This window comes from Mycobacterium sp. 852013-51886_SCH5428379 (assembly GCF_001665575.1).
In the GTDB taxonomy this organism is placed as follows: domain Bacteria; phylum Actinomycetota; class Actinomycetes; order Mycobacteriales; family Mycobacteriaceae; genus Mycobacterium.
In genome coordinates, this window is record NZ_LZSU01000005.1 from 40571 (window position 1) to 63948 (window position 23378).

Annotated in this window: 28 protein-coding genes; 16 read left to right on the top strand and 12 right to left on the bottom strand. The window is 69.0% G+C overall.

Translation table 11 applies throughout. The features are described from left to right. The first annotated feature begins 33 nt into the window (after window positions 1–33). Genes A5757_RS00980 through A5757_RS00990 form a run of 3 tightly spaced genes read left to right on the top strand, consistent with a single transcriptional unit; the run spans window position 34 to window position 1886 of the window. The gene (locus A5757_RS00980; protein ID WP_066828126.1) at window positions 34–456 is read left to right on the top strand and encodes a lipoprotein LpqH; all 423 of its coding nucleotides are present in this window, start codon (window positions 34–36) and stop codon (window positions 454–456) included. A gap of 48 nt (window positions 457–504) precedes the next feature. Then, window positions 505–1224, top strand: a complete 720-nt coding sequence (locus A5757_RS00985) for a FadR/GntR family transcriptional regulator (protein WP_066828098.1) — start codon at window positions 505–507, stop codon at window positions 1222–1224. Beyond that, window positions 1221–1886 carry a sterol desaturase family protein gene (locus tag A5757_RS00990; protein WP_066828099.1) on the top strand — a complete coding sequence of 222 codons (666 nt, stop codon included), beginning with the start codon at window positions 1221–1223 and terminating at the stop codon, window positions 1884–1886. Before A5757_RS00985 ends, A5757_RS00990 begins: the two co-directional genes overlap by 4 nt. Here A5757_RS00990 and A5757_RS00995 read toward each other — a convergent pair. The 3 genes from A5757_RS00995 to A5757_RS01005 form a co-directional block, all read right to left on the bottom strand. Beyond that, a complete protein-coding gene (locus tag A5757_RS00995; protein ID WP_066828127.1) occupies window positions 1870–2634 on the bottom strand; it encodes a L,D-transpeptidase family protein in 765 nt (254 codons plus the stop codon). The genes A5757_RS00990 and A5757_RS00995 overlap by 17 nt on opposite strands. Before the next feature lie 93 nt (window positions 2635–2727). Continuing rightward, on the bottom strand, window positions 2728–3348 hold the full coding sequence (locus A5757_RS01000) for a Pr6Pr family membrane protein (protein ID WP_066828100.1): 621 nt from the start codon (window positions 3346–3348) through the stop codon (window positions 2728–2730). Continuing rightward, window positions 3345–4289 (bottom strand): threonine/serine dehydratase, encoded by a 945-nt coding sequence (locus A5757_RS01005; protein WP_066828101.1) that lies wholly within the window; start codon window positions 4287–4289, stop codon window positions 3345–3347. The genes A5757_RS01000 and A5757_RS01005 overlap by 4 nt, the downstream gene beginning before the upstream one ends. Window positions 4290–4345: 56 nt before the next feature. On the opposite strand from A5757_RS01005, the gene A5757_RS01010 reads away from it, so the two are divergent. Continuing rightward, on the top strand, window positions 4346–4732 hold the full coding sequence (locus A5757_RS01010) for a thioesterase family protein (RefSeq protein ID WP_066828128.1): 387 nt from the start codon (window positions 4346–4348) through the stop codon (window positions 4730–4732). Between the two features lie 40 nt (window positions 4733–4772). After that, entirely contained in the window at window positions 4773–5807 is a 1035-nt protein-coding gene (gene speB / locus A5757_RS01015; RefSeq protein WP_066828102.1) for an agmatinase, read from the top strand. A gap of 10 nt (window positions 5808–5817) precedes the next feature. Here the strand turns inward: speB and A5757_RS01020 are convergent, their stop codons facing one another. Beyond that, on the bottom strand, window positions 5818–6672 hold the full coding sequence (locus A5757_RS01020) for a cyclopropane mycolic acid synthase family methyltransferase (RefSeq protein WP_066828103.1): 855 nt from the start codon (window positions 6670–6672) through the stop codon (window positions 5818–5820). Window positions 6673–6913: 241 nt separating this feature from the next. Between A5757_RS01020 and A5757_RS01025 the strand changes: the two genes are divergently transcribed. From A5757_RS01025 to A5757_RS01035, 3 genes are read left to right on the top strand one after another with little or no spacing between them, the layout of a single operon-like run. Beyond that, complete coding sequence (locus A5757_RS01025; protein WP_066828104.1) at window positions 6914–7126, top strand: hypothetical protein; 213 nt, start codon at window positions 6914–6916, stop codon at window positions 7124–7126. After that, window positions 7126–7707 carry a chorismate mutase gene (locus A5757_RS01030; RefSeq protein WP_082929250.1) on the top strand — a complete coding sequence of 194 codons (582 nt, stop codon included), beginning with the start codon at window positions 7126–7128 and terminating at the stop codon, window positions 7705–7707. Before A5757_RS01025 ends, A5757_RS01030 begins: the two co-directional genes overlap by 1 nt. 4 nt (window positions 7708–7711) lie before the next feature. Then, on the top strand, window positions 7712–8539 hold the full coding sequence (locus tag A5757_RS01035; RefSeq protein ID WP_066828105.1) for an SDR family oxidoreductase: 828 nt from the start codon (window positions 7712–7714) through the stop codon (window positions 8537–8539). Between the two features lie 32 nt (window positions 8540–8571). Here A5757_RS01035 and A5757_RS01040 read toward each other — a convergent pair whose 3' ends face one another. Beyond that, complete coding sequence (locus A5757_RS01040; RefSeq protein WP_066828130.1) at window positions 8572–9453, bottom strand: TIGR03854 family LLM class F420-dependent oxidoreductase; 882 nt, start codon at window positions 9451–9453, stop codon at window positions 8572–8574. 76 nt (window positions 9454–9529) lie between these two features. Between A5757_RS01040 and A5757_RS01045 the strand changes: the two genes are divergently transcribed. The 5 genes from A5757_RS01045 (at window position 9530) to A5757_RS01065 (ending at window position 14133) form a co-directional block, all read left to right on the top strand. Then, on the top strand, window positions 9530–10660 hold the full coding sequence (locus tag A5757_RS01045; protein WP_369815899.1) for a serine hydrolase domain-containing protein: 1131 nt from the start codon (window positions 9530–9532) through the stop codon (window positions 10658–10660). A gap of 23 nt (window positions 10661–10683) precedes the next feature. Further along, on the top strand, window positions 10684–11154 hold the full coding sequence (locus A5757_RS01050) for an SRPBCC family protein (RefSeq protein ID WP_066828107.1): 471 nt from the start codon (window positions 10684–10686) through the stop codon (window positions 11152–11154). Between the two features lie 60 nt (window positions 11155–11214). After that, window positions 11215–11661 carry a hypothetical protein gene (locus tag A5757_RS01055; RefSeq protein WP_066828108.1) on the top strand — a complete coding sequence of 149 codons (447 nt, stop codon included), beginning with the start codon at window positions 11215–11217 and terminating at the stop codon, window positions 11659–11661. A 10-nt stretch (window positions 11662–11671) separates the two neighbouring features. Then, complete coding sequence (locus A5757_RS01060) at window positions 11672–12955, top strand: cytochrome P450 (protein ID WP_066828109.1); 1284 nt, start codon at window positions 11672–11674, stop codon at window positions 12953–12955. Window positions 12956–13032: 77 nt separating this feature from the next. Further along, a complete protein-coding gene (locus A5757_RS01065) occupies window positions 13033–14133 on the top strand; it encodes a hypothetical protein (RefSeq protein ID WP_066828110.1) in 1101 nt (366 codons plus the stop codon). 6 nt (window positions 14134–14139) lie between these two features. On the opposite strand, the gene A5757_RS01070 is transcribed toward A5757_RS01065, so the two are convergent. The 6 genes from A5757_RS01070 to A5757_RS01095 all read right to left on the bottom strand — a co-directional run bounded on the left by A5757_RS01070 (window position 14140) and on the right by A5757_RS01095 (window position 20558). Next, window positions 14140–14814, bottom strand: a complete 675-nt coding sequence (locus tag A5757_RS01070) for an HAD family hydrolase (RefSeq protein ID WP_066828111.1) — start codon at window positions 14812–14814, stop codon at window positions 14140–14142. A 2-nt stretch (window positions 14815–14816) separates the two neighbouring features. Then, the gene (locus A5757_RS01075; protein ID WP_066828112.1) at window positions 14817–15401 is read right to left on the bottom strand and encodes a hypothetical protein; all 585 of its coding nucleotides are present in this window, start codon (window positions 15399–15401) and stop codon (window positions 14817–14819) included. Between the two features lie 88 nt (window positions 15402–15489). Then, a complete protein-coding gene (locus A5757_RS01080) occupies window positions 15490–16731 on the bottom strand; it encodes an acyl-CoA dehydrogenase family protein (RefSeq protein ID WP_066828113.1) in 1242 nt (413 codons plus the stop codon). Next, window positions 16679–17782, bottom strand: a complete 1104-nt coding sequence (locus A5757_RS01085; protein WP_082929248.1) for an LLM class flavin-dependent oxidoreductase — start codon at window positions 17780–17782, stop codon at window positions 16679–16681. The genes A5757_RS01080 and A5757_RS01085 overlap by 53 nt, the downstream gene beginning before the upstream one ends. Continuing rightward, a complete protein-coding gene (locus A5757_RS01090; RefSeq protein ID WP_066828114.1) occupies window positions 17779–19125 on the bottom strand; it encodes a glutamine synthetase family protein in 1347 nt (448 codons plus the stop codon). Before A5757_RS01090 ends, A5757_RS01085 begins: the two co-directional genes overlap by 4 nt. Beyond that, window positions 19122–20558, bottom strand: coding sequence for an APC family permease (locus A5757_RS01095; RefSeq protein WP_066828115.1), 1437 nt, complete (start codon window positions 20556–20558; stop codon window positions 19122–19124). Before A5757_RS01095 ends, A5757_RS01090 begins: the two co-directional genes overlap by 4 nt. Before the next feature lie 154 nt (window positions 20559–20712). On the opposite strand from A5757_RS01095, the gene A5757_RS01100 reads away from it, so the two are divergent. Both A5757_RS01100 and A5757_RS01105 read left to right on the top strand, forming a co-directional pair. After that, window positions 20713–21465: a MetQ/NlpA family ABC transporter substrate-binding protein gene (locus tag A5757_RS01100; RefSeq protein ID WP_066828116.1), complete on the top strand. Its 753-nt coding sequence runs from the start codon at window positions 20713–20715 to the stop codon at window positions 21463–21465. Window positions 21466–21529: 64 nt separating this feature from the next. Beyond that, entirely contained in the window at window positions 21530–22057 is a 528-nt protein-coding gene (locus tag A5757_RS01105; protein ID WP_066828117.1) for a winged helix-turn-helix domain-containing protein, read from the top strand. A gap of 3 nt (window positions 22058–22060) precedes the next feature. On the opposite strand, the gene A5757_RS01110 is transcribed toward A5757_RS01105, so the two are convergent. Beyond that, window positions 22061–22744, bottom strand: a complete 684-nt coding sequence (locus A5757_RS01110; protein ID WP_066828118.1) for a YoaK family protein — start codon at window positions 22742–22744, stop codon at window positions 22061–22063. Window positions 22745–22887: 143 nt separating this feature from the next. On the opposite strand from A5757_RS01110, the gene A5757_RS01115 reads away from it, so the two are divergent. Continuing rightward, window positions 22888–23378 (top strand): DUF222 domain-containing protein (locus tag A5757_RS01115; RefSeq protein WP_156618088.1); only part of this gene is annotated, 491 nt, incomplete at its 3' end.

Consider the following 23378-nt stretch of genomic DNA (forward strand, 5'->3'; position numbering starts at 1 on the left):
GCCGAAGTGATCGAACGGAACAGGGGTGGCTTCGTGGACAACCGGATCATCGCGGTACTCGCCGCCTCGGCGGTCGGCCTGCTGGGCGCCTGCAGCAGCCCGGAGCCCGCACTGGGCGCCAGAACCGCCGAGGTGACCGTCAACGGCGAGGGCAGCGGCAGCAAGTATCCCGTCGAGTGCAGCCAGGCCGGGTGGACGTGGCTGATCTCGACGTTCGACGAGGCCAAACCCGGCTTCAGCGCGTCCATCCAGACGGGCGAGGGGGTGGACGCCCACTCGGTGCAGATTCGCGACCTCGAAGGCTTCACCGGCTCGTTCTGGCAGGGCACCGTCGGCGAGGGCAAGGCCACCATCGCGAACGACAAGATCACCATCACCGGCCAGGCCGAAGGGTCGTTCGCAGACGATCCCACCGGCGAGGCGAATGCGACCTTCCGGATCGAGACCCGCTGCTAGTGGTCTGACCACTTGACCTCTTGACCGGTGCGGTGCCATGGTGGAGCCGTGGCTCTGCAACCGGTGAATCGACGTTCCGTTCCCGAGGACGTGTTCGACCAGATCATCTCCGAGGTGCTCAGCGGCGACCTGCGGCCCGGCGAGGCCCTACCCAGCGAGCGCAGGCTCGCCGAGGTGCTCGGGGTGTCTCGGCCTGCGGTGCGCGAAGCGCTCAAACGCCTGTCGTCCGCGGGGCTGATCGACGTCCGCCAGGGCGACGCCACCACGGTGCGCGACTACCGCCGGACCGCCGGGCTGGATCTCCTCCCCCGGTTGCTGATGCACGGCGGCGCACCCGATCTCGCCGTCGTCCGCAGCATCCTCGAGACCCGGCTGCACAACGGGCCCAAGGTCGCCGAACTCGCCGCACAGCGCCGTCCCGAGGACCTCCCGGACCGGCTCCGGACCGTGGTGACCGAGCTGGCCGACGAGCCCGACGCCGTCGTCGCCCAGCGGCACGCCCTCGACTTCTGGGATCTGGTCGTCGACGGCGCCGATTCGATCGCATTCCGGCTGATGTACAACACGCTGCGCGCGACCTACGAACCCGCCTTGCCCGCCCTGGCCACGATGATGGCCGCAGAGGTGGGCCGACCGGACGCATACCGCACGATCGTCGATGCGATCGCCGCCGGCGATCCCGCGGCGGCGCGGCACGCGGCCGAACGCCTGCTCGAACCCGCCACCACCGCGTTGCTGACCGCACTGCAGAGCCTGGAGGACCAGTGAACCGGACCGCCTTCACCCTGACCGACGCGCTGCGGGAGTTCCGGCGTCATCCGAGCCCGTGGGTGATCGGCGCCGTCCTGCTCGGCGCGTCCGTCGCCCGTGTCCGTCTGGCGGACTGGCAGATCACCGACGCGCTGGTTCCGCTCGCGATGCTGGCGGCCTTCCCGTTCGTCGAGTGGCTGGTGCACGTATGCGTTTTGCATTGGCGGCCGCGCCGGATCGGGCCGCTGCGGCTGGATCCGCTGGTGGCGCGCAAACACCGTGCGCACCACGTCGACCCCCGGGACGTGCCGCTGGTGCTCATCCCGTGGCAGACGCTGCTGTGGTTGCTGGCCGCCGCGGTGGCGGTCGCCCTGCTGGCATTCCCGCGGCCGGCCCTCGGGCTGACGTTCCTCGTCGCGCTGGCGCTGATCGGGCTCGCCTACGAGTGGTGCCACTTTCTGATCCACAGCGATTACAAGCCGAAATCGGCGGCGTACCGCGCGGTGTGGCGCAACCATCGACTGCACCACTTCAAAAACGAGCACTACTGGTTCACGGTGACAACTTCGGGGACTGCGGACCGGGTGCTGGGCACGTGTCCCGACGCCGGATCGGCCGCCACCTCACCGACCGCGAAGAACCTCTACGGCGAGCAGGGTCCGATCACGACCGCACGATGACCGGATCGCCCATCCGCACGGTGTTGAAGTACCAGTCGGCGTTGTCGGGGCTGAGGTTGATGCACCCGTGGCTGACGTTGGCGTAGCCCTGCGATCCGGTCGACCACGGCGCGCCGTGCACGTAGACGCCGCCCCAGGTGATGCGCACCGCGTCGTACACCGTGAGCTTGTAACCCTCGGGGTCGTCGAGCGGGATGCCGATGGTCCGCGAATCCATCACCACGACGGATTCCTTGCCGAGGACCCGGAAGCTGCCGACCGGCGTCGCGAACCCCGGTTTGCCCATCGACGCGGGCATCTCGCGGACCACTTCGTCGTCGATGCTGACGGTGAAGGTGTGGGCGTCGATATCGGCGACGCCGAGCACGGTGGCGCCGGTCTGGAAGCTCAACGGCGCGGCACCGCCCGCACGCACCGAGATCGTGGAGTGGGCGGGCCAGAAGCCGCTCGGGGTCCACTCGACGGTGTCGTCGCTCAACCAGCTGAAGTCCCCGTCGGGGGTGGCGGGTGAGTCGAAGGTGATGCTGCGCTCGGCGGCGGCGCGATCGCCGACCGGGCCGGCGAAGCGCACGGTGACCGGCGCCGCGACGCCGACGACCTGACCGGCGGCGGGCTGAACCGAGGCCACCGCGAGCGGTGTGCTCACTGCGGCCGATCCCGTCGCCGCAGGTCCGGCCAGCGCACCGGAGAACAACACGGCGAGGCTCCCGACGATCGCGGCGGCCGACCGCCCTACCGTGCGCACCATGGCGCCAGTGTAGGTCGGTGCGGCGGCGGGGTCCGTCGGACGGAGTTCACGCATTCCCATGCCTGTTCATCGTCCGAACAGGCCCCGAACGTTTCACGTCGGATCCGGCTGCGCGCGCTTACCGACCGCGGCCGCGGTGCGGCCGACCGCCATCAGCGCGTAGCCGAGGCCGACGAAGATCGCCCCGAGCAGACCGATGTTGACCGCCACCGCTGCGGTGCCCACGGTCTGCGGATCGAGGAAGTAGTAGGGCGCGCGGCGCCCGGCGCGGTTCAGCACGGCCAGCGCCACGGCGACGTAGGCGGCCGGATAGACCAACCACGCCCACGGGTGCCACCACCGCAGCGACGACTGCGTGCCGACGGCCAGCGCCCACTCCGCGACGGCGAGGACGGGCACGACGACGTGCAGCAGGAAATTCGCCGGCGTGTAACCCATGCTGTAGTCGGTCAGGAACAGGTTCCAGACCAGTCCGGCGACCACGACGTAGACCACGACCGCTCCGCGCAGCACCGCCCGCGCATCCACGCGCGGCGAGAGCAGCGTCGCCACGTAGAACGCCGCGGCGAGCACGTTCGCCTGGTAGGTGAAGGTGATCAGCCGCCACAGCACACCCGAGCGTGACGAGAGCTCGACGATCACCACCGCGGTCACCACCGCAGCCACGATGGCCAGGCGCAGCAGCACCCGCAGCGGCCGGCTGCCCGGCGTCATCCGGATGCGCCGGCCAGGATCTCGCGCAGCAGCGCCGTCTCGATGTTGCCCCCGGACAGCACCACCGCGGTCCGACCGCCCGGCGTGAGGTGGCGGTATCCGGCCAGGGCCACCGCCCCGCTGGGCTCACTGACCAGATGGGAGTGCACGGCCAGATCCCGTACCGCGCCGCGGATCTCGTCTTCACTGACGGTGACGACGTCGTCGAGCACCTGCTGCAGATGGGCGAACGTCAGCTCCGACGGCTGCGACCGCAGCCCGTCGGCGATCGTGCGGTTGCGGTCCTCGATCGACCAGTCGACCCGCCTCCCCGTGCGCAGCGCCTCGGCGGTGTCGCCGGCGAGTTCGGGTTCCACCCCGAAGACCTTCGCCGTCGGGCACAGCGCCTTGATCGCCGTACCCACACCGGAGGCGAGGCCACCGCCGCTGACCGGGATGAACACGTTCTCCACCTCGGGCAGATCCTCGGCGATCTCGAGTCCGAGCGTGCCCTGCCCCGCGATGATGTCGACGTGGTCGAACGGCGGGACCAGCACGCCGCCGGTGCGCTGCACCACCTCGGCCGCCACCGCCTCACGCTGCCCGGCCGCGCACAGCACCACCTCCGCACCGTGTCTGCGGGTGGCGGCCACCTTGACGTTGGGGGTCTCCTCGGGCATCACGATGTGGGCGGGCACCCCGTGGCGCGCCGCCGCGTATGCGACCGCCTGCGCGTGGTTGCCACTCGAATAGGCGACCACCCCGCGGGCGCGTACCGCGGGGTCCAGCCGGCCGATCGCGTTGAACGCGCCGCGAACCTTGAACGCGCCGATGGCCTGCAGGCTCTCCGCCTTCACCCAGACCGGCCCGGCCCACGCCGCGGGGATCAGCGGGGTGCGGAACACGTCGCCGCGGATGCGCTCGGCAGCGGCGCGGATGTCGTCGAGGGTGATCAGCTGCACGGTGTTCAGTCTGCCGGACGGCGGCGTCGCGCTACCGTGAGCCGGTGCCGTTCACCATGCCGATCGTGCCGCGATACGCCGAGATCGACCAGCAGGGCGTGGTTTTCAACGGGCACTACCTCACCTGGTTCGACGAGGCGTGCACGGCGTTCCTCGACGACATCGGCATCTCCTACCCCGCGCTGATCGCCGAGGGCGTCGACTTCCAGGTCGTCCACACCGAGATCGACTACGCGGCCCCGGTCCGCTGGCGCGACGACGTGTCCGTCGAGGTCCGGTGCGAGCGGGTCGGCACGACGAGCTTCACGATCGCGTTCACGGTGCTGCGCTCTGGTTCCCCCGCCGTCACCGGCCGCACCGTCTACGTGGTGGTCTCGGCCGCGGACTGGACCAAACACGCGGTGCCCGACACGATGCGCGCGGCGTTGTCGGCGGCTCGCTGATCGGCACGCGAACCGCTTCGGCGGGCGGTAGCTTCAGCGCATGGGCCACCACCATGACGAGCCGGCACGTGAACTTCCGCCCGGGATGGCCGAACAACTCGACCTGCCCTATGCGGGGCTCGCGTCGTTCGGGCACCGGCCGTTCCTGACCGAGACCGCGCAACTCGACGCCTGGCGGCCGGACGTCGCGATCGTCGGCGCCCCGTTCGACATCGCCACCACGAACCGGCCCGGCGCCCGCTTCGGACCCCGTGCCATCCGGGCCACCGCCTACGAACCGGGCACCTACCACATGGATCTCGGGCTGGAGATCTTCGACTGGCTCGAGGTGGTGGACTTCGGTGACGCCTGGTGCCCGCACGGGCAGACGGAGGTGTCGCACAACAATATTCGCGAACGGGTGAACGCCGTGGCGTCCCGGGGAATCGTGCCGGTGATCCTCGGCGGCGACCATTCGATCACCTGGCCCGCGGCCACCGCGGTCGCCGACGCGCACGGCTACGGCAACGTGGGCATCGTCCACTTCGACGCACACGCCGACACCGCCGACATCATCGACGGCAACCTGGCCAGCCACGGCACGCCGATGCGCCGGCTGATCGAGTCGGGCGCCGTGCCCGGCACGCATTTCGTCCAGGTGGGGTTGCGCGGCTACTGGCCGCCGCAGGACACCTTCGAGTGGATGCTCGAACAGGGCATGACCTGGCACACCATGCAGGAGATCTGGGAGCGCGGCTTCAAGGAAGTCATGCGCGACGCGGTGGCCGAGGCGCTGGCCAAGGCCGACAAGCTCTACGTCTCCGTCGACATCGACGTGCTCGACCCCGCCCACGCGCCCGGCACGGGTACCCCGGAGCCGGGCGGTATCACCAGTGCGGATCTGCTCCGCATGGTGCGCCAGCTCTGCTACGAGCACGACGTCGCCGGGGTAGACGTCGTGGAGGTCGCGCCGGCCTACGACCACGCCGAACTCACCGTCAACGCCGCGCACCGGGTGGTGTTCGAGGCGCTGGCCGGGATGGCGGCCCGGCGCCGCGACGCCGCCGGGAGCAAGCCCGGGCCGCCGGCCCGCTAGCGGGCCGCGATCAGCCCTTGACGCAGGTGAACTGGCAGACGTCGATGTAGCCGTCGCGGAACAGGTCCGCGCAGCCGGTCAGGTACTTCATGTACCGCTCGTAGACCTCTTCGGACTGGATGGCGATGGCCTCGTCCTTGCGCGATTCCAGGGCCGTCGACCAGTGGTCGAGGGTGCGCGCGTAGTGCAGGCGCAGCGGCTGGACGAGCGTGACCTCGAAGCCCGCCTTGGTGGCGTGCTCCTTGACCAGATCCACCGAGGGCAGCCGACCGCCCGGGAAGATCTCGTCCATGATGAATTTGAAGAACTTGAGGTGCTTCATGGTGATCGGGAGGCCGCGCTCGTCGACCTCTTCCTTGCTGGCCTGCACGATCGTGTGCAGCATCATCACGCCGTCGGCGGGCAGCGCGTTGTAGGCCATCGCGAAGAAGTCGTCGTAGCGGTCGAATCCGAAGTGCTCGAACGCGCCGATCGAGACGATGCGGTCGACCTTCTGGTCGAACTGCTCCCAGCCCTGCAGTCGCGCCTCGCGTGACCGCTCGGTCTCCAGCGCGTCGAACGACTTCTGCACGTGGGCCTGCTGGTTCTTGCTCAGGGTCAGCCCGATGGCGTTGACGTCGTAGCGGTCGATCGCCCGGCGCAGGGTGGCGCCCCAGCCGCAACCGACGTCGAGCAGCGTCATCCCGGGCTGCAGCCCGAGCTTGCCCAGCGACAGGTCGATCTTGGCGAGCTGCGCCTCTTCCAGCGTCATGTCCTCGCGCTCGAAGTACGCACAGCTGTACGTCTGCGTCGGGTCGAGGAACAGCCGGAAGAAGTCGTCCGACAGGTCGTAGTGCGACTGGACGTCCTCGAAGTGAGGAGTCATGTCCTTCTGGTCGCTCGTGGTATTGGACACAGCTAAGCCTTCTGACGTGTTGTTCTTGATTTCTGCCCGGCGCCCCGCGTCTCGAGAACCGCCCCCGGTCACTGGGCTGCACAGTACCCGACCGGGCTGTCTGCCAGACAAAACGCTGCGTGGACAGCCGTCCTCAGCCGCGCGGTCCCCGCGTCGATATCGTGGAGAGACCTGTCCAGACCGGCAGTGCAAGCCAGGAGGAAGACCGGAGATGACCACCCCGCATGACCCCGCGTTCGGCTACGAAGCAACCGAAGCCGACATTGCCGAACAGCTGATTCCCGTCGACGTCGACGACGAGGAGGGCGGTCTCGATCCCGACCGCGTCGCCCTGTCCCGCACCTACGACGCCGACGAGGCCGACCTGATCGAACAGTCCATCGCCGTACCGCTCACCGACGACGAACCGGATCTCGACCGTTGATCCGGCTGCCACGGTGGCGTCATGCGCTGGCGGCGCTGGCCACCGGAATCGCCGCGGGTGGTGCCGTCCTCGCCGGCGCGGCACCGGCCGCCGCCCAGCCGAGTCCGCTGGAGCCGCTGGTCGACGCGGCCGCAGAACGCCTCGAGGTGGCAGAGCCTGTCGCTGCGAACAAGTGGGTGACCAGGGGTTCGATCGAGGACCCGGCCCGCGTCGACCAGGTCCTGGCCGCCGTCGAGGCCGACGCGGCGGCGCGCGGGATCGACGGTTCACACGTGCGCCGGGTGTTCGCCGACCAGATCGCCGCCACCGAGGGGATCGAGTACGTGCGGTTCGGCCAGTGGAAGCTCGACCCCGCCGCGGTGCCCACCTCGGCGCCCGATCTGGCGGCCTCCCGCGGGGTGATCGACGGGTTGAACGCGACGATGGTGGAGCAGATGGCGCAGCACTGGCCGGTGCTGCACGCACCGGACTGCACGGCCAGGGTGGCCGACGCGGTGGGTGCGGTGTCCACCGCGCGGGCGCTGGACCCGCTGTACCGGCAGGCGCTGACGTTCGTCACCCGCAACTACTGCGCGCCCTGACCCGATGACGACGAAGTCGATCTTCATCACCGGCGCCGGCAGCGGGATGGGGCGTGCGGGCGCACAGCTGTTCCACGACCGGGGGTGGCGAGTGGCCGCCGTCGACCGCAACGCACCGGGGCTGACCGCACTGTCCGACGAGTTGGGGCCGCGGCGGTTGTGGACCCGGCAGGTCGACGTCACCGACAAGGCGGCGCTCGACGCCGCGCTGGCCGATTTCTGCGCCGACAATCCCGGCGGCGGGTTGGACATGATGTGGAACAACGCCGGCATCGGTGAGTCCGGCTGGTTCGAGGACATCCCCTACGAGGCGGCGATGCGCGTGGTCGACGTCAACCTCAAGGCGGTGCTGACCGGCGCCTATGGCGCGCTGCCCTACCTGAAGAAGCGTCCGGGCAGCCTGATGTTCTCCACGTCCTCGTCGTCAGCCACGTACGGCATGCCGCAGATCGCGGTCTACTCGGCGACCAAACACGCGGTCAAAGGCCTGACCGAAGCGCTGAGCGTGGAATGGCACCGTCACGGCGTCCGGGTCGCCGACGTGCTGCCCGGGCTGATCGACACGGCGATCCTGACCGACACCCCCAACCACTCCCGGGTCGCCACCGGCCCGGCCACGGACGTCACGGCCTCGGCGCCGAAACGTGGCCCGCTGCGCCTCATGCCCGCCTCGAGTGTCGCCGAGACGGCCTGGGCCGCCTACCGTCATCCACGCCGCCTGCACTGGTACGTACCGGACAGCATCGCGTGGCTGGACCGGCTTCAGGGCCTGTGCCCCGAGTTCTTCCGCGCGCAGATCCGGCGGGCGCTGCCCCGGCTCAGCGACCGCTGAGTCCGTTCGGCGCCCGGGCCGCGGGATAGCGCTCAGTTCTGCCGCGGGAGCAGTTCCTCGGCGAACCGGTCGACGAACGCGTCCAGGTCGGCTCCCCCGGCCGGCCGGATGACGAATTTGCTGAGCCCGGCGGCGATGTAGCCGTCGAGCAGGCGGTGCAGCGCAGGCCAGTCCGCGGCGATCAACTCCGCGGGGTCGACGTCGGGCCGACGCCGGCGCACTACCGCGGCGGCGTCGTCGGGGATCTCGCCGTCGCACACCGCGACGCTGATCCCGAAGTGGTCGGCTTCGATCTCCCGGCGCGCCGCGTCGGCGGCCGCCCGGATCTGTTGGGTCGCACCGCGCGCCTCGTCGGCGGTGATGAAACTGCCCAGCCAGCCGTCGGCCAGCCGGCCGATCCGCCGGAACGCGGCAGGCGCCGACCCACCCACCCAGATGTCCAGCGGCGGTGAGGGGCGCGGCGCCACCGCGATGCCGCGCAGCGAGTAGTGCTCACCGGCGAAATCCGCGTCCTCCTGCTCCAGCGCGGCGCGCAGCAGCGCGAGTGCCTCGTCGAACACCTCGGCCCGTTTTCCGTCCGGCACGGTGAACAGCTCCCGCTCGGCGGGGATCGCGGAAGTGAGGCCGAAGACGGGCAGCACCCGCTTCGGTGCCACGGCCGCCAACGACGCCAGCTGTTTGGCCACCAACACCGGATGGCGCCCGGGCAGGATCGCCACCGATGTCCCGACCTTGAGCCGGCGGGTGCGGCCCAGCGCGAAGGCCATCCCGACGAAGGGGTCGACCGCCGGGGTGTAGACGAGTTCGGAGAACCACAGCGAGTCGATCCCGACGGACTCCAGCGTGTCGACCAGCCCGGCCAGCCGATCGGGCGCGGTATCGGCGCCGATTCCCACGCCGAAGCGGATCTTCACGTCAGTGTTGTCACTCACAGGGCCAGTCAACGCGATTCGGGTGTGCTTCGCACCGGCGCAGGCGAGGATCATCGGCGTGCCTCTACTTCGACTGATCTGCCTGATCGCCACTGTGCTCGCTGTCGCGGGGCCGACAGCAACCGCGAGCGCCGCCCCCGGGCTGGACGATGAGCTGGCCCGCCGCCTCGACGCAGCGATCGATCGGACGCTCGAGGATGCCGCAATACCGGGCGCCATCGTGGGGGTGTTCGGTCCCGACGGCGATTATGTGCGCGCGGTCGGCGTCGCCGACAAAACCACCGGCGCCCCGATGGAGCCCGCGTTCTTCCATCGAATCGGCAGCCTGACCAAGACGTTCACCGTGACCGCGGTCCTGCAGCTCGCCGGTGACGGCAGGCTGTCGCTGGACGATCCGATCGACCGGTACGTCCCGGGCGTCCCGTCAGGCGCGGACATCACTCTCCGGCAGCTGGCCCGCATGCAGAGCGGCCTGCCCAACTACACGGCGAACGAAGAGTTCGTGCAGGCGCTGATGGCCGACCCGCTCCGCCCCTGGTCTCCGCCGGAACTCCTGGCCTACGCCTTCGCGCAACCGCCGACGTTCCCGCCCGGCGAGGGCTTCGAATACAGCAACACCAACACCGTGCTGCTCGGCCTGGTCGTCGAGAAGATCAGCGGTCGGCCCCTGCACGACGTCATCCGGGACCGCATCACCGCACCGCTGCAGATGACCGACACCGCCTTCCCGACCGGCAACGAGTTCCCGCAGCCGCACGCCCAGGGATACACCGTCCAGACCGCCGACGGACGCGAAGCCGTTGCCACCGAGTGGAATCCATCCTGGGGCTGGGCAGCCGGCGCGATGACCTCGACGCTGGCCGACCTACGGATCTGGGCGCCCGCACTGGCCAACGGAACTCTTGTGGAACCGCACCTGCAGCAGGAACGACTGCAGGGCGTCGACACGTCCGGTCGGCCCACCGAACACGGTTACGGACTCGGGCTGTTCAACGCCGGTGGCTGGATCGGACACAACGGCAGCCTGCCCGGCTACCAGACCGTCGCGGTGTACCTGCCCGGACGCGACCTCACCCTCATCGTCGCCGTCAACACCGATGAGAGCGTCGACGGCACCGACCCCGGCACCGCCATGGCTGTCGCCGTCACGCAGATCTTGACCCCCGACGCCGTCTACCGGCTGGGCTGACCCCCACCGAAGAAAGGACCACCATGCACGCCGAGGTCACCGTGACCATGAACGCGCCCGCCGAGCGGATCTGGGATCTGATCGCCGACGTGCGCAACACCGGGAAGTTCTCCCCGGAGGTGATGGAGGCCGAATGGCTCGACGGCGCGACCGGCCCCTCGCTCGGCGCGCGGTTCCGCGGTCACGTGAAACGCAACGAGATCGGCCCCGTGTACTGGACGACGTGCCGCGTCACCGCCTGTGAACCCGGCCGTGAGTTCGGGTTCGCCGTGCTCATCGGCGACCGTGCGGTCAACAACTGGCACTACCGGCTCGACCCGACCGGCAGCGGCACCGCGGTCACCGAATCGTTCCATCTGACCGAGGGCCTGCTGTCGACCGTGTTCGGTATTTTCGGCGGGCAGTTGCGCACCCGACGCAACAAACGCGATATGCGCAAGACCCTGGAGCGGATCAAGGCGGTCGTGGAGAGCGGCGAGGCGGCGCGCGGCTGACGTCACCGTCGTGTCATTGCGGCGGTGTTTCTCGCCTGTGCCGAGGGGTAGTTGTTCGGTGTGACCGCCAACGACGACCGGCCCGCTGACTACGACCGGAAGATCTCCGACGACATCTCCGACGACACCGTCGAAGCCGCGGGCAAGGTGTCGGAGGCGCTCGAGTGGGTGGAGCGCGCCCGCGGGCATCTGTACAGCTTCCATCAGTTGATGGGCCGCGCCGACCTGCTGCTCGGCGAGGCCTGCGACAAACTGCGCGAAGCCGGTCACGGCGAGGCCGCCGACCGGTTGGCCACCGAGATGGTCGGCCGCAATGTGCTCTACGGCCGCTGGACTTTTCAGATCGTCGAGGATTTCGACGACAATTACTGGTCGGTGCTGCGCGACCACGAACGGCAACTGCGCGACGAACTCACCGAAGGCCACCGGCACGTCTTCGAGGCGCGGATGAAAGAGGATCGCCGCACGCACGGCCGCCCCGGCCACGAAGGCAGGCCCGAAGGCTAGGCTCGGCACCGTGGGCATCGAAGCTCGGGTGAACGGTGTTGCTCCCTCGCACGTTCCGCTCGCCGACATCAATCTGGCGTCGTGGGACTTCTGGGCGCTGGACGACGACATCCGCGACGGCGCGTTCGCCACGCTACGGCGGGAGGCGCCGGTGTCGCACTATCCGGAGTTCCTTCAGAACGGGTTCGCCGCCGGCCGCGGTCACTGGGCGCTGACCCGCTACGACGACGTCTTCTACGCCAGCAGGCACCCGGAGATCTTCAGCTCGGCGAGCGGTATCACCATCGGCGACCAGACACCGGAACTCAACGAGTACTTCGGCTCGATGATCGCGATGGACGACCCCCGCCACAGCCGGCTGCGCAACATCGTGCGCAGCGCCTTCACGCCGCGGGTACTGACGCTGATCGAGGATTCGGTACGCGAGCGGGCGGGTCGGCTGATCGGCGACATGATCGCCAACCATCCCGACGGCTCCGCCGATCTGGTATCCGAGTTCGCGGGCCCGCTGCCGCTGCAGATCATCTGCGACATGATGGGCATCCCGGAAGACGACCATCAGCGGATCTTCCACTGGACCAACGTCATCCTCGGCTTCGGCGATCCGGACATTGCCACCGACTTCGACGAATTTCTCACTGTTGCAATGGATATCGGCGCGTACGCCTCCGCGATGGCGGAGGACCGGCGGGCCCGCCCCGGCGACGATCTGACGACCAGCCTGGTGCAGGCCGAACTGGACGGCGAGCGCCTGACGTCCAGCGAGGTGGCGTCGTTCTTCATCCTGCTGGTGGTCGCCGGCAACGAGACGACGCGCAACGCGATCAGCCACGGAGTGCTCGCGCTGAGTCGTTACCCCGAGCAGCGCGACGACTGGTTCTCCGCCTACCAGGAGGTGGCCCCGACGGCGGTGGAGGAGATCGTGCGCTGGGCCTCGCCGGTGGCGTACATGCGCCGCACGCTGACCCGCGACGCGGAGTTGTCCGGTGTGCAGCTGCGTGAGGGCGACAAGGTCACGCTGTGGTACGGATCGGCCAACCGGGACGAGACCAAGTTCGACCGGCCGTGGATGTTCGACGTGCGTAGGCACCCCAATCCGCATGTCGGATTCGGCGGCGGCGGCGCCCACTTCTGCCTGGGCGCCAACCTGGCCCGACGCGAGATCACTGTCGCCTTCGAGGAGATCCACCGGAAGATCCCCGACCTCGTCGTCACCGAGGAACCCGACCGGTTGCAGTCGGCGTTCATCCACGGAATCAAGCGGTTGCCAGTGGCCTGGACCGCACCCCGCTAGCCCGTCGCGGCGTTTGTCCGGCGGGTGTGCGGGCACCCCAAGGGGTGTCCACGCAACAGTCGAAGACGGGAAACTCCATGCAATCCGAACGCTTCCGTACGCTCGCGGAGTCGAAAGGGCCGTTCGCCTCGGTCTACTTCGACGATTCGCACGACACCGAGGACGCGGCGGCGCAGCGGGACCTGAAGTGGCGGGCCATCCGCGACGAGCTCGACGGTCAGGGCGCGACAACCGAGGTGATCGAGACCCTGGAGCGCGTCATCACCCGCACCGTCCCCGCGGTCGGACGCAGCGGCCGCGGCATCGTCGCCGGCCCGGACGGCGTCCTGCTCAACGAACACCTGATCCGCCCCATCGAGACGCCGGTGGTGCGGATGTCCACACTGCCCTACCTGGTTCCGGTGGTCGAACACGGCGCGCAACACGCGACCTACGTGATCGTGTCGGTCGACCACGCCGGCGCCGACATCGAACTGCATCGCGACGACGCGGTGGTGTCGGACACGGTCGACGCCGGTGGGTATCCGATCCATAAGGCCAGCAGTGCCGAGACGCCCGGATACGGGGATCCGCAGCGTCGCACGATGGAGGCCGGACGGAAGAACCTGCGCGCAGTCGCCGACGAACTCGCGAAGCTGGTCGACGAGGCGTCTCCCGAGGTCATCTTCGTCGTCGGCGAGGTGCAGTCCCGGTCCGACCTGATGCCGACGCTCGTCGAGCGAGTCTCCGAACGCGTGGTGGAACTCGACCTCGGGGCTCGCAACAGCGGCATCGACGAGGCGGACCTCCGACACGAGGTCGACCAGGAGTTCCTCCGCCACCGGCTGGCGGCGATCGACCATGCGGCCCAACAGTTCTCGCAGGCGATCGGTCAGGGGTCCGGGCTGGCCGCGGAAGGTCTGCACGGTGTCTGCGCGGCGCTGCGGGCGGGCGCGGTGGAGACGCTGATCATCGGCGACATCGGCGACGCGACCGTGGTCGCCGACGACGGACTCAGTGCCGTGGCGCCGAACGAGAACGTGCTGTCCGAACAGGGGGCCGCGGCGACGCAGACCCTGCGGGCCGACGAGGCGCTGCCGTTGTTCGCGATCCAGACCGGCGCGGCGCTGATCCGCACCGACGAGCGGATCAGCCCCGACGACGGCGTGGCGGCGGTGCTGCGGTACCCGCTGCCGTGAGCGAGGTCAGGTCAGCTTGGCGATCGCGCTGTCGTTGATGTGTGTGCGGAGGTCTTCGGCGTTCTCGTAGACCTCCGCCGCACCGGCCTCGGTGAGTTCGCCCCGGGAGTTCCCGCCGCTGAGCAGCCCGATCGATACGACGCCGGCGCGCTGACACGCCTCGATGTCCCACACCGCGTCCCCGACGAACACCGCGCGGTCGGCGTCCACCCCGGCCCGCTCGAGCGCAATCTGGACGATGTCCGGTTTGGGTTTCGCGGTCTCGACATCGCCGCCGGACGTCAGCGTGGACAGGACGTCCTCACTGTCGAGCACCTCGCGCAGGACCTCGAGTTCGTCTTCGGGCGCGGAAGTGGCGAGCACCACCTGCAGGCCGCGTTGCTCGACTGTTTCGAGTAGCGCCCTGGCACCGGGCAGCAGTCGCAGCAACCCCTTGCTGTCCAGGTAGTAGCGCGAGTGCGCGTCGCTGAGCCGGCTGCGGGTTTCGTCGTCGGCGTCGGGCACCAGGGCGTCCTGCAGCGCGGATCCGTCCATCCCGATGCAGCGGTGGACGCGCCAGGATTCGACGGTCAGCCCCTCGTCGGCGAACGCCCGATGCCAGGCGTGGACGTGGAGGTAGTTCGAGTCGACCAGCGTGCCGTCGATGTCGAAGAGGACGGCCGGTGCGTTCTCCCCCGTCACCGCTAGCGCTGCTCGTAGTTGGGCTGGCCGGGATGTGCCTGCTGGCCGGGTTGGCCCGGATATCCCTGGCCGCCGGGCTGACCGGGCGCTCCGGGCTGACCGGGCGCTCCGGGCTGACCGGGCGCTCCGGGCTGACCGGGCAGGCCGTGTGCCCCCGGAGTGCCCGGGGCACCGTGGACGCCGTCGGCCTGGGGCGGCACCTCATCGACGCCTGCCGTTTTGGTACGCGGGTCCAGCTTGTCGGCATGGGCGCGGCGTGCGTCGAGTTCCTCGCGGGTGGAGTCGACCGCCTCGCGGTGGCCGGAGGCGACATCGCGCAGCCGCGCGGCCTCGGCCTGCTTGGCCTCCGCCTCGGCGGCCTTGGCCTCGGCCTCCGCGGCGGCGGCACGCGCCTTGGCGTCGGCCTGATCCGCCACCACGGCCCGTTTCTCGACGCGCTGGTGTTGCTCATCGACTTCGGCGCGGATGCGGTCGGCCTCGACCCGGCGTCGCTGGTTGCGCTGTTTGAGTGCCAGCATCACCACAGCGATGATCAGCAGGATCGCCACGACGGCGACGACGATCCAGACGACGGTGTTGGTAGCCACGACGGCTCCTTCGGTTCGATCGGGCACGGTCAGGAATTGACGCTCCCGCTGCCGAAGCGGGTGCCCGTCGCCGGTCGCGGCTAAACGATCAGAAGTACCCGCTGGCCGGGGGCGCGGCACCATTGACGAGGTAGTCGCCCGTGGCGTGCGCCTTGTAGGCCAGCGGACTGTGGCTGGCCACGGTGCGCGCATTGCGCCAGTGCCGGTCGAGGTTCCGTTTCCGGGCGGTGGCCGATGCACCCCCGGTATCGAACAGCCGCGCCGCCGCCGACAACGTCACCCGTTCGGCGACGAGCTGCGCCTTCGCGACCGTCACGGCAACGTCGGCCAGGGCGACGGGATCGTGCTGGCGTTCGGTGTCGACGAGCGCGTCGATCGCATCGGCGGCGTTGAGCACCAAGGCTTCTGCCGCCGCAGCGTCGGCGGCGATCTCCCCCACCGCCTGCAGGACGAAGGGGTCCGTCCGGGCGCTGCCGGTGACCGAGTGGGCGGCCGGGCGGGCTGTGGTCCGCACGTAGGCGACGGCATCGTCGGCTACGGCGTGGGCGATACCCGCCGCCACGGCCGCGAGGTAGAGCTGCTGAAAAGCAGTCGAATGTCCCAGGTATCGACCGGTGGACGCCGTGGTGATCTCCTCGGGGAACACCTCCACACCGCTGAACCGTGTACCGCCGCTGGCGGTCGTGCGCTGTCCGAATCCGTCCCAGTCGTCGTAGAGGTCCACGCCCGCCCGGTCGGTGGGGATCACCACCTGGACGTCCCTACCCTCGACGTCGACGGCCGACACCGCGACGACGTCGGCGAACAGCGTTCCGGTGGAGTAGAACTTGTGGCCGTTGAGCCGCAGCACACCACGCTCATCGGCCAGGACCGTGGTGTCCGCGCCCGAGGGCGCCGCACCGGCCGCGTCGGTCACCGCGTTACCGAACACCACACCGTCGTTCACGGCGGCGAACCAGCGGACCCGTTCGTGCTCGCCGGCGCGATTGGACAGCAGCCGTTCGCTGTAACCGTAGTGCGCCCGAAGCGCCTGAGCGACGTTCGAACTCCCCTGGCCGATCGCGATCACCACGGCGAGGACGTCGCGGGCGCGGCCGCCCGGGCCGCCGTAACGGATCGGCACCCGCAGGCTCAACAGCCCGGCGGCGCGCAACCGGCGCACCGCGTCGTGCTGGAGCACCCGGTTCCGCTCGGCCTCTGGGTCCTCGCGCCGCAGATCGGCGACGATTTCCGGAAGCCGGGCGAGTCGGTCGGCCACCGAACCCCCCAGCGGGCGTTCAACGTAACGCGGCCGCGGCGCCGTCAGGTGCAGTGTCGTACGGGCTGTCATGCGGGATCGTCCCCTGTCCGGAAGAGTGCGGATTGGTCGTGAAGTGCGGAATGACGTTGCGCGCGAAGCGTTCCAACTCCGCGTCGAGCGGTTGGAACTGCAGCATGAACAGATCGACACCGGCGCGGTGGAAGGCCTCGATGCGCTCGATCACCTGTTCGTGGCTACCGACGAGTCCGGCGAGCGTTCCGCCGTTCGACCCCACCCTGCGGACGCCGGAGAGCACCTTGTACATCTGGGTCGCGGGATCGGCGCCCGAGGCGATCTCCGGGCGTTGTTCGGCGTCGACCAGCTGCTGCAGATGGTCGAGTTCTGCGATCGCTTCCGCTTCGGTGTCGCGGGTGATGACGAAGGCGGAGAGCCCGAACCGCAGTGGACTCTTCAGCCGGGGCCGGGACCGCAGATCCCCGATCAACTCCACGGTCTGGTTCAGGGGCCTGCCGTTGACGAAGAAGACATCGGCGGACCGGGCGGCCAGGGCGCGGGCCGGTTCGGACTCTCCCCCGAAATACACCGTCGGCCGCGGTGTCGGGGTGGGGTGGATCAGCGCGGGGTGGCCGCCCCGACCGGCGATGTCGACCCGCTGGCCGTCCCACAGAGCGAGTACCGCCTCGAGCCAGTCCCCGGTGTAGCGGTAGCGGTCGTCATGGTCGGGTACCGCAACTCCCAACGCTTCCAGTTCCGGCAGAAACCAGCCGCTGACGACATTCACCGCCAGCCTGCCGCCGGATATGGCGCCGACGTTGGTGCTGAACTTCGCGAACAACAGCGGATTCATCAGCAGCGGTTTGATCGCCCCGATCAGCTCGATCCGCTCGGTCGCCTCCGCGAGCGCGGCGAGGGTGGACCATGCCTCCAACACGTCGTCGGCGGTGTTGCTCGGATGGATGACGTGCTGGGCGACCAGCGTCGCGTCATAGCCCAGGCGCTCTGCGCGGCGCAGCAGGTCCCGGGTGCGGAGATAACCGGCGTCGGGAGGATCGTGCGGGTGGTTGCGGGCGCCGTGGTTGCCGTACACGGGTGCCCACACCCCGAATCGCGGTGTGCTCACGAGGCCGTCAGATAGCGTCGGCGTTCCCAGTCACTGACATGCCGGGAGTACCCGTGCCACTCGCTGCGTGCGATGGCGAGGAAGTCCGACACCGACGCCTCTCCGAGGATGTCGGCGATGGTGTCGTCCTGCGCGGCCAGATCGATTGCCAGACTCAGGGTTTCGGGTAGCGGTGCGCCGTCGGAGTAGAGGTTGCCGTGCCCGCGGACCGGCGGCGGGTGGCCGGCGTCCAATCCGGCCACGATCGCGGCCAGGGTGGCGGCGATGAGCCAGTACGGGTTGGCGTCCGAGGCGCCGGTGCGCAGTTCGATGCGGGTGGCGGACGGATCGTCGTCGATCAGCGAACGGACGGCGGCACTGCGGTTGTCGCGGCTCCAGGTCACGGTGGTGGGGGCGAAGGAGTCGGGTTCGAAGCGCCGGTAGGCGTTGACCGAGTGGGCACCGAAGACCGTGATCGAAGGAAGGTGATCGAGCAGTCCCGCGATGGCCTGCAGCGCGATCGGGTTCTCGGCGCCGTCGACGGCCGCGAAGGCGGGCCGATCGTCCTGCCACAGTGACACGTGCAGGTGCTGGGAGCTGCCCGAGTGCTCGGCGAACGGTTTGGGCATGAACGATGCGATCTTGCCGTGCCTGCGGGCCACCTCCTTGGCCGCGTACTTGAGCCGGGCGGCGTCGTCAGCGGCAGCGAGCGCCTCGGTGTACACGAGATTCGTCTCGACCTGTCCGGGACCGTATTCGGTCTGCACACCCTCCAGACGCACGAAGGTGCCGAGGGTTTCGCGCAGGTCGGTCAGTAGCGGATCGAGGGCGTTGGCATTCTCCAGCGAATAGGCGTGGATGTCGTGCTGGAACGGGGAGCCGTCGGGTTCGAGCAGGTAGAACTCGAATTCCACACCGACCCTGGCGGTATAGCCCAGACGTTGCAGCCGGGCCAGGACCCGCTTGAGCACGGCACGCGGATCGAGCGCCGACGGTGTGCCGTCGTGTCCGAGGATGTCGGAGATGACGTGACCGGCACCCTTGCGCCACGGGATCGGCTGATGGGTCGACAGGTCGGGCACCGCGTACACGTCGGGATATCCACCGCTCCAATTGGTGGATCGCAACGCGTCGACCACGGTGCCGTCGGCGTTCCAGCCCAGTGACGCCTCGCAGAACGCGAAACCCCGACCGTGGGCACGGTCCGAGAACACCTCGGCGGGAATCCGCTTCCCTTGGGCGTGGCCGAAGGGATCGCTCCACGCCACCTCCACCTCGGTGATCGTGCCGTCGGCCAGGCCGCGCAGCAGCTGCTCCCGCGCCGGTGCGACCGAATCCTCCGACGGGGCGAGGATCTGTGTCATGGCTGCACCGCCCCGGCCCGCTCGGACAACCGCGCACCGACCGCAGCGCCTGCGGCGAACGCCGCCACCAGCAGGCCGATGATCACCCCGGCCAGCACGCTCGATCCGCCGACCAGATCGGAGAGGTTGGCCAGGATCAGAGTGAGAGAGCCCAGCAGCCCGGCCAATCCGAGTCCCGGGGCGATCCACACCCGCCAGACGGAATACTCCCGCCGATCGCGGGCGAAGAACGTCAGTACGGCAATGCTCGTGGCGATCATCAGGATGACGACTCCGACCGTGGTGGCCCCGGCGAACCAGGTGTAGAACTGCGCGGCCGGGTCCAGGCCGAACAGCACGGCGGCCAGCACACTTGCCGCGACCACACCCGAGATCCACAGCGACGCTTCGTGCGGTGAACCGTGGCGATCGTGCGGCCGGCTCAGTCGCCGCGGCAGCACATCGCGCTGCGCCAGCGCGAAGATGTAGCGCGAGGCCACGTTGTGGAACGCCAGGATGCAGGCGAAGAGGCTGGTGAAGTACAGCACCGTGATGACGTCCGCACCGATGACGCCAAGGTAACGAGAGGCGGTGTCGCCGAGGAACGTTCCCCCCGCCTCGGTGGCCTGTTGCACTACCCTGTCGTCCCCCCAGCCGGAGATCAGCGCCCAACTGGTGACGGTGTAGAAGACGCCGATGAGAATCAGCGCCGCGTAGGTGGCGCGCGGAATGGTGCGTTCCGGGTCGCGGGCCTCGTCTCGGAAGATCGCGGTCGCCTCGAAGCCGACGTAGCTGATGATCGCGAAGAGCAATCCGATGCCCACCGAACCCGACAGCACGGCGTCCGGGTTGACGATGCCGCTGGACAGGCCGCCGTCACCGCCTCTGGCGACGATCACCACGTCGAGCACGATCACGATGGCGATCTCGGCGGTCAGCAGTACACCCAGCACTCGGCTGGACAGCTCGATGTTGCGGTAACCCAGGTACGTCGTGACCACAAAGGCGATGGCAGCGATCAGCCACCACGGCACAGCAGGACCGCCGAACAGTTCGACCGCGACCGCCCCGGCGGGTCCGAGCAGGCCGTAGACGCCCGCCTCGAGGGCCACGTAGCTGACCACGGCGACGAACGCGATACCGATACCGGCCGGATTGCCCAGCGCGGCACGCACATACGAGAAGAACGCGCCGGCTTCGTCGACGAACGGCGTCATCGCGGTGAAACCGATCGCGAACAGCAGGAGCACCACCGTGGAGACGATGAAGGTGGCCGGGAAGCCCGTACCGTTACCGGAGGCGATGCCGAGCGGCACCACACCGCCGATCACGCCCAACGGTGCGGCCGCGGCCACCACCATGAACACGATGGAGGCGACGCCGAGAGAGCCGCTCAGCCGCCGAGCGGGCACCCCGGCGTCGAGCGGCTTTGCGGCCGAGATCGTTTCGGACATGGGTACCGTCCCTCTGTGGTCGACGCGTGACAGATCGGATCGGACGTTAGGGAAGGCGGTTGGCCGCCACCATATTCCGGGTCATGATGAGTGATAGGCCGTCACAATCGGACACATTCGCCGCCCCGACCCCGGATGGGTATGGTCGGCGGTCATGAACAGCTCGGTACGCACCATGAGAGCCAAGGGGAGGCAGCCGCTCCGGGTCGGTGCGACACCGGTGCCGCACGCGGAGATCCTCGATTCCGTGCGAACCGAGTTGGGCTATCAGGGTTTCGACCTGCGGATCGAGATATTCGACAGCTTCGACGAGCTCAACGAGCTGCTGGTGGCCGGACGACTGCACGCCAACTTCTTCCAGTACCTGCCGTTCCTCGACGAGTTCAACCGGCGCACCGGTTCCGAGCTGGTGCCCGTGGCGCCCGTACACATCGAACCCTTCGGGCTGTACTCGACCTGGATCCCGGACGTGGGGGCGATCCCCGACTACGCGGAGGTTGGGCTGCCATCCGACGCGGTGAACATCGACCGCGCGCTGATGATGCTCGACCGGCTGGGCCTGATCGGCCTGGCGACGGGACGCCGTGGGCCGGCCACTGTTTCCGACATCCGCGCCAATCCGCGCGACATGCTGTTCAAGGAGTTCTCGAGCTGGCAGTTGGCGGGCGTGCGTCGGGATGTCGACGTCGTGTTTCTGTTCGGGAACCAGGCCATGGAGTGGGGAGTGGACACTGCCGGCGCCCTGCACTGCGACCGCGCCGACCCGCGGTACGCGGAGTACCTCGTGGCCCGTCCCGATACCTGCCAGAGCCCTGGCGTGACCGCACTCGCCGAGGCGCTGAATGCTGAGGCCACGCGAGAGTTCATCGCGACCACCTACGCCGGCCAGGTGGTGGCCGCGTTCTGACGGCTTCCGATCACGACGAGGCAAACCCTCGCAATCGGACGGGCCCGGCACTCACAGTGTCGTTGTGTATCAGGCAGTTCCACAACCGGCCGCGACCGTGCGGGTGGTGCTGACCTTCGACGTGCCGGCAGATCCGGTGGACCTGCCGCACCGCACCGCACAGTTGGCGGACGATTTCGGGGCGTTGATCGTCGATACATTGCCCGGGGTTCGGGTGCGGCCCGCAGTCATCGGAGCGGCGCCGGCACCGGACGCGGTGGGGGTGCATACCGAGCGGGGCTTGTCGATCGACATCGCGGTCCGCGAGGTACGCGTCGACGGACGGGCCGTGCACCTGACGTATCGCGAGTTCGAACTCTTGCGCTTCCTCATGCAGCGGGCGCCGCGCGCGGTGTCACGGGAGGAACTCGTGCGGGAGGTGTGGCGCGACAGCGTCCCGGGGCTGGAGCGCGACGGATCGCACCGCACCGTCGACACCCACGTGCGGCGGCTACGCGCCAAACTCGTTCCCTACGCGGGGATCCTGACGACGGTACGAGGGCGGGGCTACCGCTGCGACTCCGGACTCGATGCCCGGTTCCGTTCGGCGTGACCGTCAGCGCGGTGCGCGCTCGTCGATCGCGAACAGCACCAGGGTGATGGCAAGAGCTGCTGCGGCACACCAGATCGCGCGTACATCCCACGCGCGGGAGGCCACCGCACCGATCACCGCCCCTGCGGCGAACGACGCGATCAGGGCCACGTAGACGCGGAACGCGCGTCGCCCCGCGGCATGCTTCTCGACCAGGCCGTCGTAGCCGGCCTCGACCATGCGCATCATGTTGCCGGTCGTGGCCACCGGCATGTAGTTGAGATCGCCGACGCTGCGGAACAATCCGATCTGCACGGCCGCCAGGAACGAGATCGGCACGGTCACGTAGCTGTGCGGGACCGTGGCGGGTACGAAGCCGATGAGGGCGAGTGCCACCACCTGGGTGGCGATCGTCCACCGCAGTGAGCGGGGCAGGATGCGCTCGACGCGTCCGGACTTGATGTGGGCGGCCAGCGCGACGCCGGTGATAAAGGCCAGAAGGGGCCACACATGATTCAGGGCTGCGGTCAGCTTCCGGTCGGCGATGTCGATGGCGAAGAAGATGACGTTGCCGGTCTGCACATTGGCGAAGACCCCGCCACGGGTGAAGTACGTGTACGCGTCGAGGAATCCGTTGGTCAGGGTCAACAGCAGCGCAAACCACACCGTCCGCGTCTTCTCGGTGTCCGGCGGGACCTCTGCACCCATCGCCACAACGTAGCCAACACCGAACTCCGCGAGCGTGCGTGTTTGCACGCGACACGCCGCCAAAAGTGGGCAGTTTGCGCACGCTCGCCGGTGTTCGCCCACGTTCCATCTGACTTGTCGGTGGTTCGAACTAGTGTTCGAGTATGGACAGGGGGGACCTGCAGTCGGCGCTCGAGCGGTGGGACGCCGCTCGAGCCGAGCTGGCCGCCTTCCCCTACGAATCACTGACCACCACCGAACGACTCGCAGTGGTCGAACGCCTGGAACGGTCACAGCGCCAAGACCTGTCGTTGAGTCACACCGTGCTCGCCGCCTTCGCCGACGACGCCGACCCGCGGGTGTTCGGGGAACGCAGCCTGCGCAAGGTCGTGGCGACTCGGTTACATCTGACCGAGAAGGATGCTGGGAATCGGTTGCGCGACGCCGCCCAACTCGGTCCGCGGCGGACACTGACCGGCGAGCCGTTGACGCCGGAACTCGAACACACCGCCGCCGCGCTGGCCGACGGAGACATCGGTGCTGCGCACGTGGCCGTGATCCAGAGATTTCTCAAATCGCTGCCCGGCTGGGTCGACACCACCGCCCGCGCCGAGGCCGAGCAGACCCTCGCCCAGGTCGCCGTCGGGTTGGACGC